A 516-nucleotide genomic window follows, 5' to 3' on the forward strand; every position below is an offset into this window, starting at 1 on the left:
ACGTGGTGTGCGGCTTCCTTCTTGTCCTCTTCGAGGAGGTACATGCCCTTGATGATGCCTTCCTCGGCGCCTGCCGGCAGGGCGGGCTGGGTGTAGGCCTCGTTCATCACGGTGATGTAGTAGAAGATGTTCTGCTGTTCTTCGATCATCTGGCGAATGCCTTCGCGGATGATCACCGCCAGCTCGTAGCCGAAGGTGGGGTCGTAGGTACGGCAGTTCGGGATGGTGGCCGCCATGATGTGGCTGTGACCGTCCTCGTGCTGCAGGCCTTCGCCATTGAGGGTGGTCCGGCCGGAGGTGCCGCCGATCAGGAAACCACGGGCGCGACTGTCGCCGGCTGCCCAGGCCAGGTCACCGATACGCTGGAAGCCGAACATCGAATAGAAGATGTAGAACGGCAGCATCGGCTGGTTGTGGTTGCTGTAGGAGGTGCCGGCGGCGATGAAGGAGGACATGGCGCCCGCTTCGTTGATGCCTTCCTCGAGGATCTGGCCCTTCTTGTCCTCGCGGTAGAAC

The 516-nt window shown here is 61.6% G+C and carries 1 pseudogene; it reads right to left on the reverse strand.

Features of this window, described 5'->3' with window-relative positions:
* A pseudogene (gene aceE, locus ACFW0B_RS25955) lies at positions 1-516 on the reverse strand (pyruvate dehydrogenase (acetyl-transferring), homodimeric type); the annotation flags it as partial.

Origin of the sequence: Metapseudomonas phytobenefica, assembly GCF_043392685.1 — a bacterium.
Classification (GTDB): Bacteria; Pseudomonadota; Gammaproteobacteria; order Pseudomonadales; family Pseudomonadaceae; genus Metapseudomonas.